This is a genomic window from Acidovorax sp. KNOB132 (assembly GCF_057541515.1).
In genome coordinates, this window is the sequence record NZ_BAAJYT010000165.1 from 1 (window position 1) to 8,595 (window position 8,595).

The 8,595-nt window shown below is 66.9% G+C and carries 8 protein-coding genes; 4 read left to right on the plus strand and 4 right to left on the minus strand.

What is annotated here, in order from left to right; translation table 11 throughout:
* Together proV and AC27IO_RS17385 are read right to left on the minus strand one after the other, a co-directional pair.
* Window positions 1-1,248: glycine betaine/L-proline ABC transporter ATP-binding protein ProV (gene proV / locus AC27IO_RS17380; protein WP_498739890.1), on the minus strand; the 1,248-nt coding region annotated here is incomplete at its 3' end.
* A gap of 642 nt (window positions 1,249-1,890) precedes the next feature.
* Window positions 1,891-2,502 carry a TIGR00645 family protein gene (locus AC27IO_RS17385; protein WP_092740989.1) on the minus strand — a complete coding sequence of 204 codons (612 nt, stop codon included), beginning with the start codon at window positions 2,500-2,502 and terminating at the stop codon, window positions 1,891-1,893.
* Window positions 2,503-2,701: 199 nt separating this feature from the next.
* Between AC27IO_RS17385 and acs the strand changes: the two genes are divergently transcribed.
* A complete protein-coding gene (gene acs / locus AC27IO_RS17390) occupies window positions 2,702-4,696 on the plus strand; it encodes an acetate--CoA ligase (protein WP_498739891.1) in 1,995 nt (664 codons plus the stop codon).
* 475 nt (window positions 4,697-5,171) lie between these two features.
* Window positions 5,172-5,651, plus strand: coding sequence for a LapA family protein (locus tag AC27IO_RS17395; protein WP_272564182.1), 480 nt, complete (start codon window positions 5,172-5,174; stop codon window positions 5,649-5,651).
* Between the two features lie 121 nt (window positions 5,652-5,772).
* On the opposite strand, the gene AC27IO_RS17400 is transcribed toward AC27IO_RS17395, so the two are convergent.
* Window positions 5,773-6,078: a c-type cytochrome gene (locus AC27IO_RS17400; protein ID WP_272564181.1), complete on the minus strand. Its 306-nt coding sequence runs from the start codon at window positions 6,076-6,078 to the stop codon at window positions 5,773-5,775.
* 103 nt (window positions 6,079-6,181) lie between these two features.
* Between AC27IO_RS17400 and AC27IO_RS17405 the strand changes: the two genes are divergently transcribed.
* A complete protein-coding gene (locus tag AC27IO_RS17405) occupies window positions 6,182-6,424 on the plus strand; it encodes a TIGR04438 family Trp-rich protein (protein ID WP_284399149.1) in 243 nt (80 codons plus the stop codon).
* Window positions 6,425-6,527: 103 nt separating this feature from the next.
* Here AC27IO_RS17405 and ilvD read toward each other — a convergent pair whose 3' ends face one another.
* Complete coding sequence (ilvD, locus tag AC27IO_RS17410) at window positions 6,528-8,222, minus strand: dihydroxy-acid dehydratase (RefSeq protein ID WP_284428889.1); 1,695 nt, start codon at window positions 8,220-8,222, stop codon at window positions 6,528-6,530.
* A gap of 143 nt (window positions 8,223-8,365) precedes the next feature.
* Here ilvD and AC27IO_RS17415 point away from each other — a divergent pair.
* Window positions 8,366-8,595, plus strand: a 230-nt coding sequence (locus tag AC27IO_RS17415) for a LysR family transcriptional regulator (RefSeq protein WP_498739894.1), incomplete at its 3' end; no start/stop codon positions are given.

An 8,595-nucleotide genomic window follows, 5' to 3' on the forward strand; every position in this document is an offset into this window, starting at 1 on the left:
GGGCGCGGGCGCGGGCGCGGGCGCGGGTGGCAAAGGGTCCGGCGGCACGGGCGGCGTGTCGCGGTCGAGAAAGCGCAGCAGCGTGGTCTTGCTGATCGCGCCGCGAAAGCGGCCGCCGTCCTCCACCACCGGCAGCGGGCAGGGCGCCTGTGCCACCTGGCCGAACAGGTCCGCCACCGGCGCATCCACGGGAATGGGCACCACGCCGTCCAGATAGGCGTGCTGCAGGCCCAGCGGGCCCACGTGGCCCTGGAGCGCGGCGCGCAGCGAGTCGGCCGACACCGTGCCCAGGTACATCCGCGCCGGGCTCACCACGTAGGCGAAGTCGCGGTCCTGCTCCTCCAGCTGCTGCAGCGCGGCGCGCGAGCCCCGGTCGCGCTGCTCCGACACCACGGTGAGCGGGCGCCGGGCGATGTCGCCGGCCTTGAAGACCGCCGCCGCGTCCACGCCGCGCACGAAGCTGCGCACGTAGTCGTTGGCCGGGTTGCGCAGGATCTCGTCGGGCGTGCCCACCTGCACCACGTAGCCATCCTTCATGATGGCGATGCGGTCGCCGATGCGCATCGCCTCGTCCAGGTCGTGCGAGATGAAGACGATGGTGCGGCGCTGGATCTGCTGCAGGCGCAGCAGCTCGCTCTGCATCTCGGTGCGGATGATCGGGTCCAGCGCGGAGAACGCCTCGTCCATCAGCAGGATGGACGGGTCCGACGCCAGCGCCCGGGCCAGGCCCACGCGCTGCTGCATGCCGCCCGACAGCTCGTCGGGGTAGCTGTCGGCCCAGCATCCCAGGCCCACCTGCTCCAGCGCCAGTGCGGCCTGGCGCTGGCGCTCGGGCCGGGCCACGCCCGCCAGTTCGAGGCCGAACGCGGTGTTGTCCAGCACCGTGAGATGGGGCATGAGCGCGAACGACTGGAACACCATGCTGATGTCCTTGCGGCGCAGCGCGCGCAGTTGCCGGTCGGACAGCGCGTTGATGTCCTGGCCATCCACCAGGATGCGGCCCGCCGTGGGCTCGATCAGCCGGTTGAGCATGCGCACCAGGGTCGACTTGCCCGAGCCCGACAGTCCCATCACGACGAAGATCTCGCCCGCCTCGATGGTGAAGCTGGCGTCGAACACGCCGATGGAATGGCCGGTGCGCGCCAGGATGTCCTGCTTGCTCAGGCCCTGGCTGGCGAGCTCGAGCGCGGCTTGCGGCGCATCGCCGAAAACCTTGAACACATGTTCGATGGTGATTTGTTTGGCCACGGTGGGGGTCCTCCCTCGGTTGGAACGGGTTGAACACGCCCCGGCCGCCCGAAGGCGGGCGGGGCTGCGAAGGCCTGGGCATTCGAGACCCTGATGCGGCAGCCGGACCCGGACGCCCAGGGCGCGCGGGAACAGCAGCGAAAGGGTGGGCACCGAGGTGACCGGGATCGGCCCGAATGGCACGCGAGGCGGTGCGCAAGGGCCTGGGGCGTGCCGGGAGAGGTCGGTCGGAGGACTCCCGGGGATCACGCGGCGCCGAGCCCGACGAACGGGCGGGCGCCTTGGGGCATCAGGGCCGAATGGGTCGGCCATGGGCCAGGGGGAAGCGGCCGGGCCTGGGGCCGGGCCGCCGTTTTCCTGGCGGGATCCGCTCCGGTGAAAGCGCCGCGTTGCGGGCCGGAAAGAGCGGATTACCTGCATTGCAGGTTGTAAAACACTCCAAAAGTATAGTTATTGGGTGTTTTTGTGTCAAAAGACCCGGGTTTGCCCGATGTGTTAATCGCGGGCGCAGCAGCGGAGCCGGGTGGATACCGGTTTGCTATGTTTTTGGTAGCAATCAGGCCAATAAGTACTAAGGCAAGAGCCCCGAAAGGCCCCTGTTTCAGGGCCTTGCCGGGGCTCGGTGGGAGAGGGTGTGGGCGCTCAGTGCTTTTCGTGCGAAACGTTCAGCAATTTGTCAGTGTAGGCAATGGCGATGGCGCTCAGCAGGAACACCACGTGGATGATCGTCTGCCACATCAGCACCTTCTCGTCGTAGTTGGCGGCGTTGATGAAGGTCTTGAGCAGGTGGATGGAGCTGATCCCGATGATCGACAGGCCCAGCTTCACCTTGAGCACCGAGGCGTTCACGTGGCCCAGCCATTCCGGCTGGTCGGGGTGGCTTTGCAGGTTGAGCCGGCTCACGAAGGTCTCGTAGCCGCCCACGATCACCATGATGAGCAGGTTGGAGATCATCACCACGTCGATGAGCGCCAGCACGACCAGCATGATCACCGTCTCGTTGAGCGCCGTGACCTCCACGCCCGGCTTGTAGCCGATGCTGGTGACCAGCGACTGCAGCGCGCCCTGGTGGCCGAACGCGGCCTCGATCAGGTGCCACAGCTCCACGAGGAAGTGCCACACGTACACGCCCTGGGCGGCGATCAGGCCCAGATAGAGCGGCAGTTGCAGCCAGCGGCTGGCGAAGATCAGCGAGGCCAGCGGGGTGAGGGACTTGCTGCCGTTGCGGGAAGCGGGGGGTTGCGGGAGGGCCATGGGAGGGTTTTCTTGAAAATCGCTAGAAATGAAACTCGCGCGATTCTAGAAGCACCGGCCGCTTGCCCTGTGACAGAAACCCGCCGCCTGCACAGGCGTAGCATCGGAGCCTTTGGCGGCCGCCGGCATCCGTCAGTGGCATGTAAGTGCGGCCCCCGAAAGTACCGCCAAATTATGTTGACTCCAGGAGACAAAACCCATGAGTGCGCCCTCGTCCACGATTGAATCCGTGCTGGTGGAAAACCGCGTTTTCCCGCCCTCCGAAGCCCTGCAGAAGGCCGCGCGCATTTCCGGCATGGCCGGCTACGACGCGCTGTGCGCCGAGGCCGAGCAGGATTTCGAAGGCTTCTGGGCCCGCCTGGCGCGCGAGAACCTGCAGTGGGACAAGCCCTTCACGCGCACGCTCGATGCCTCCAAGGCGCCGTTCTACGAATGGTTCGCCGACGGCCAGTTGAACGCCAGCGCCAACTGCCTGGACCGGCACATCGGCACCCCGGTCGAGAACAAGACCGCCATCATTTTCGAGGCTGACGACGGCACCGTCACCCAGGTCACCTACAAGGAACTGCTGGCCCGCGTGGGGCAGTTCGCCAACGCGCTCAAGGCCAACGGCGTGCAGCAGGGCGACCGCGTGCTCATCTACATGCCCATGACGGTCGAGGGCGTGATCGCCATGCAGGCGTGCGCGCGCATCGGCGCCACGCACAGCGTGGTGTTCGGGGGCTTCTCGGCCAAGGCGCTGCAGGAGCGGATCATCGATGCGGGCGCGGTGGCCGTCATCACCGCCAACTACCAGATGCGCGGCGGCAAGGAGCTGCCGCTCAAGGCCATCGTGGACGAGGCCCTGGCCATGGGCGGCTGCGACACCATCCGCAGCATCCTCGTGTACCAGCGCACGGCCACCGCCTGCGCCATGGTGGCGGGCCGCGACAAGACCTTCGCCGAGGCGCTGCAGGGCCAGAGCAGCGACTGCCCGCCGGTGCCCGTGGGCGCCGAGCACCCGCTGTTCATCCTGTACACCAGCGGCTCCACGGGCAAGCCCAAGGGCGTGCAGCACGCCACCGGCGGCTACCTGCTGTGGGCCAAGCTCACCATGGACTGGACGTTCGACCTGCGCCCGGACGACGTGTTCTGGTGCACGGCCGACATCGGCTGGATCACCGGCCACACCTACGTGGCCTACGGGCCGCTGGCTGCGGGCGCCACGCAGATCATCTTCGAGGGCATTCCCACCTTCCCGAACGCCGGCCGCTTCTGGCAGATGATCGAGCGCCACCGCTGCACGATCTTCTACACCGCGCCCACGGCGATCCGCTCGCTCATCAAGGCGGCCGAGGGCGATGCGGCCGTGCACCCCGCGCGCTCGGACCTGTCGAGCCTGCGCATCCTGGGCAGCGTGGGCGAGCCCATCAACCCCGAGGCCTGGATGTGGTACCACAAGAACGTGGGCGGCGAGCGCTGCCCCATCGTGGACACCTTCTGGCAGACCGAGACCGGCGGCCACGTCATCACCCCGCTGCCAGGCGCGACGCCGCTGGTGCCCGGCAGCTGCACCTTGCCGCTGCCGGGCATCGCGGCCGCCATCGTGGACGAGGTGGGCAACGACATCGCCAACGGCACGGGCGGCATCCTGGTCATCAAAAAGCCCTGGCCCAGCATGATCCGCACCATCTGGAACGACCCCGAGCGCTTCAAGAAAAGCTACTTTCCCGAAGAGCTCAAGGGCTACTACCTGGCGGGCGACGGCGCGGTGCGCAGTGCCGATCGCGGCTACTTCCGCATCACGGGCCGCATCGACGACGTGCTGAACGTCTCGGGCCACCGCATGGGCACGATGGAGATCGAATCGGCCCTGGTGTCCAAGACCGACCTGGTCGCCGAGGCCGCCGTCGTGGGCCGGCCCGACGACGTGACGGGCGAGGCGATCTGCGCCTTCGTCGTGCTCAAGCGCTCGCGCCCCACCGGCGACGAGGCCAAGGCCATCGCCAAGGAACTGCGCGACTGGGTCGCCAAGGAGATCGGCCCCATCGCCAAGCCCAAGGACATCCGCTTCGGCGACAACCTGCCCAAGACCCGCAGCGGCAAGATCATGCGCCGCCTGCTGCGTTCCATCGCCAAGGGCGAGCAGATCACGCAGGACACGAGCACCTTGGAGAATCCGGCCATTCTGGATCAGTTGTCGCAGACCAACTGATCAGAAAGCGCCATCGCCGCGCAGCGGAGCTGCTGCCGGATTCGGGGAGCACTCATGCCGCGCAGCGGCGTGATGTGCTCACCAAAACCCTGCGATCCTGGATCAATTGGCTGAAACCAATTGATCCAGGGGGCCGCCGCAAGGTGGCCCGGCGCGAAGCGCTTCGCAGGGTTTGACGGCACTCATATCGCCGCAGGCGATGTGCGTGACGGCAAAATCCCTCATCTCGGTGACTAGCGCCAATCGACAGGCCTAAAAGCGCCGATGGCACGCAGACATTCTTTCAGACGTGGGTTTCTGTCCCATCAACACCACCGCACTTTCCCGTCCGGTGGTTTTTTCACGCCCGCCCTGCGCTGTAGGACAGTGCCGGTTTCAATTTCCAGCCAGCGATAACCGCCCCCGCACAGGTTAAAAAACGTCCCCCAACCGCGCCTGCCAGGCTGCGGATTTCGACACCTTCCGGGAGATTGACATGAATTTCAGAACCATCGCGCTGCTGCTCATCGTGGCCGCCATGGCCGTGCTGGCCGCGCTCAACTGGACCACGCTGGCCACCCCATCCGTCATCTCGCTGGGGCTGACCTCCTTCGAGGCCCCGCTGGGCCTGCTCATGCTGGGGCTGACCGTGCTGCTGGGCATTTTCTTCATCGCCTACGTGCTGTCGCTGCAAGGCTCGGTGCTGCTGGAGACGCGCCGCCACGCCAAGGAAATGACGGCCCAGCGCGACCTGGCCGACAAGGCCGAAGCCTCCCGCTTCACCGAACTGCGCGCGTTTCTCGAAAACCAGAACCTGCAGTCCCATTCCGCCCTGATCGCGCGCATCGATGCGCTGGAACTGCATCTGGCCCAGCGCGCCCAGGAATCGGACAACACCACGGCGGCCTACGTGGGCCAGCTCGAACACCAGCTGCGTGGCACCCCGCGCGTCGATTCCCGCATCGACCCGATCTGATGTGGTGATGCGTCGGCGGCCCAGCCCGCCCGCCGACCCCTCCAAAACGAACGCCGCGCTGCACGGGAACCCGTGCAGCGCGCGTTTGCGTTGGCGTTGATCGGCAGCGCGATGGATGGATTTACTTCAGCGACAGCACCCAGGCGGCCAGCTTCTTGGCGTCGGCATCGTTCACCTGGGCATTCGCCGGCATGGGCACCGGGCCCCACACGCCCGAGCCGCCCTTCATGATCTTGGCGGCCAGCTTGTCCACCGCATCTTTCTGGCCGGCGTATTTGGCGGCCACATCCTTGTACGACGGGCCCACCAGCTTCTTGTCCACCGCATGGCAGGCCATGCAGTTTTTCGAGGTGGCGAGGGCCTGGTCGGCCAGGGCCGGCACGGCCACCGACAGGGCCATCGCGAGGGTGATCAGGGTGCGCTTCATCGGGGGTTTCCTGTAGGTTGTGGGTTAGTATCCGGCTCAATGAAATTGTAGTGGCGGGGGTTGACCCCCGGCACGTAAAGTCCGTACCGCACAGGAGATCGCCATGTACGCGCTGGGTCTGGGAGTGCTTCTTGTGCTGCTCAAATACCTCGAGATCGGGCCCGTGGCCCTGTGGTCGTGGTGGTGGGTTCTGTCCCCCTTCGCCGTGGCCTTCGTCTGGTGGGCCTGGGCCGACGCCACCGGCTACACCAAGCGCCGCGCGATGGAACGGATGGACCAGCGCAAGCAGGACCGCATCAACAAGAACAAGGAAGCCCTGGGCATCCAGCCGCGCAACCGCCGCTGAACGCACCGCCCCGATCGGCACCGCCCCCTCCAACCAAAAGCCCTCGCGCCTGACCGGCCGCGGGCTTTGTCTTTTGCAATGGCCGGCGCGCGGCCGGCCTGGATCAGTAGGCGTCCAGCACCGCGCCCTTGCTGGCGCTGGCGGCATTGAAGGCGAACTTGGCCTGCACGCCGCGCGTGTAGCGCGGAGCGGGGGGCGTCCAGCCTTCGCGGCGGCGGGCCAGTTCGGCCTCGGGCACGTTCAGTTCCAGCCGCAGCGTGTGCGCGTCGATGGTGATGGAATCGCCTTCGTTCACGAACGCGATGGTGCCGCCCGCCGCCGCTTCCGGTGCCACGTGGCCCACGACCATGCCCCAGGTGCCGCCGGAGAAGCGCCCGTCGGTGATGAGGCCCACGCTCTCGCCCAGGCCCGCGCCGATCAGCGCGCCCGTGGGTGCCAGCATCTCGGGCATGCCGGGGCCGCCCTTGGGGCCCAGGTAGCGAAGCACCATCACGTCGCCCGCCACGATCTTGCCGTCCAGGATGGCCTTCAGGGCCGACTGCTCGTCGTCGAACACGCGCGCCGGGCCGGTGATGACGGGGTTCTTCAGGCCCGTGATCTTGGCGACCGCGCCCTCGGGGCTCAGGTTGCCCTTGAGGATGGCCAGGTGGCCCTGCTCGTACATGGGCCGGTCGATGGGGCGGATCACGTCCTGGTCGGCGCGGGGCGCGTCCGGCACGTCCTTCAGCACCTCGGCGATGGTCTTGCCTTCGATGGTGAGGCAGTCGCCATGCAGCAGGCCGGCGTTCAGCAGCACCTTCATGACCTGCGGAATGCCGCCGGCCTGGTGCAGGTCCACGGCCAGGTACTTGCCGCTGGGCTTGAGGTCGCACAGCACGGGCGTCTTCTGGCGCACGCGCTCGAAGTCGTCGATGGACCATTCCACGCCGGCCGCGTGCGCGATGGCCAGGAAGTGCAGCACCGCATTGGTCGAGCCGCCGGTGGCCATGATCACGGCCACGGCGTTTTCGATGGACTTCCTGGTCACGATGTCGCGCGGGCGGATGTCCTTCTTGATCGCCTCGATCAGCACCTTGGCCGATTCCTTGGCCGAGTTCTGCTTCTCGTCGTGCGGGTTGGCCATGGTGCTGGAGTAGGGCAGGCTGATGCCCAGCGCCTCGAACGCGCTGGACATGGTGTTGGCTGTGTACATGCCGCCGCACGAGCCGGTGCCGGGAATGGCGCGCTTTTCGATCTCCTTGAGGTCGAAGTCGCTCAGGTTGCCGGCGGCGTTCTGGCCCACGGCCTCGAACACGCTCACGATGTTCAGGTCCTGGCCCTTGTACTTGCCCGGCAGGATGGTGCCGCCGTACACATAGATGGCCGGCACGTTGGCGCGCAGCATGCCCATCAGGCCGCCGGGCATGTTCTTGTCGCAGCCGCCCACGACGACCACGCCGTCCATCCACTGGCCCTGCACGCAGGTTTCGATGCAGTCGCTGATGACCTCGCGGCTCACCAGGCTGTACTTCATGCCTTCGGTGCCCATGGCCATGCCGTCGCTGATGGTGGGGGTGCCGAACACCTGGGCGTTGCCGCCGGCTTCCTCGATGCCCTGGATGGCCGCATCGGCCAGCTTCTGCAGGCCCGAGTTGCACGGCGTGATCGTGCTGTGCCCGTTGGCCACGCCCACCATGGGCTTCTTGAAGTCGCCTTCTTCGTAGCCCATCGCGTAGTACATCGAGCGGTTGGGCGCGCGCGACTTGCCTTCGGTGATGTTGGCGCTGCGGCGGTTGATCTGCAGGGGTTTGTTTTCCATGGGGGGCGTCCTTCGTGGGAGGAAATTTCGTGTCGCCGGGCCGGCCTCGGGTGGGCGGGCGGCTTTTGGGGCAGCGCGGAGTATGCGCTGTTTGATTGATTGGTTCCAATCCGTTTTCAAGGGGTCATTGATATGCTTGGCATATGAATGACGCATCGATCGAGCTGCGCGTGTGGCGCCAGTTCCTGGCCGTGGCGGAAGAGTTGCACTTCGGCCGCGCCGCGCAGCGCCTGCACATGACCCAGCCTCCGCTCACCCAGGCGATCGCTCAGCTGGAGCGCGCGTTGGGCCTGCTGCTGTTCGACCGAACGCGCCGCCGCGTCGCGCTCACGCCGGCCGGCGAGGCGCTGCTGCCCGACGTGCGCGAGGTGCT